The 575-nt window shown below is 39.5% G+C and carries 1 protein-coding gene; it reads left to right on the top strand.

The window, feature by feature from the left end:
* Positions 1 to 37: 37 nt before the first annotated feature.
* The coding region (locus tag IEY56_RS29255; RefSeq protein WP_506004844.1) for a phosphoglucose isomerase-related protein at positions 38 to 575 on the top strand (538 nt) is incomplete at its 3' end.

The raw sequence follows: 575 nt of genomic DNA, 5'->3' as shown, positions 1-575 counted from the left end.
ATGGGAATATGAAGAAAATCTACTAAAAGGAGAAAACATGAAAAAATCTCTCTTTGCTCTCTCTTTCTCTCTCATAGCTTCATTATCAAGGGCTGAAGATGACGGATTTTATATGAGTGTGGGCTATCAAATCGGTGAAGCCACTCAAATGGTGAAAAACACAGGAGCGTTGCAAAACCTTGCGGACAGATACGATAACTTGAGCAACCTTTTAAACCAATATAATTACTTAAATTCCTTAGTCAATCCAGCCAGCACGCTTTTTATCGTGGCTTCTAAGACTTTTTCCACTCAAGAAACCTTAACCAACGCCCTAACCGCAAGAAAATGGTTTGTAGAAAGAAGCGGCGATGAAAAGCATATCGCTAAGCACTTTGTAGCGGTATCCACCAACAAAGAAGCCGTGCAACAATTTGGTATTGACGAGCATAACATGTTTGAATTTTGGGATTTTGTAGGGGGGCGCTATAGTTTGTGGTCGGCTATTGGCTTATCCATCATGATCTATTTAGGGAAGAAAAATTTTAACGCTCTTTTGAAAGGAGCGTATTTGATGGATGAGCATTTTAGAAACG

The organism is Streptomyces daqingensis (genome assembly GCF_014645895.1).
GTDB classification, from domain to species: domain Bacteria; phylum Actinomycetota; class Actinomycetes; order Streptomycetales; family Streptomycetaceae; genus Streptomyces; species Streptomyces daqingensis.
Note: the sequence above shows the minus strand (reverse complement) of the source record. Positions and strands in the feature narration are given on the sequence as shown.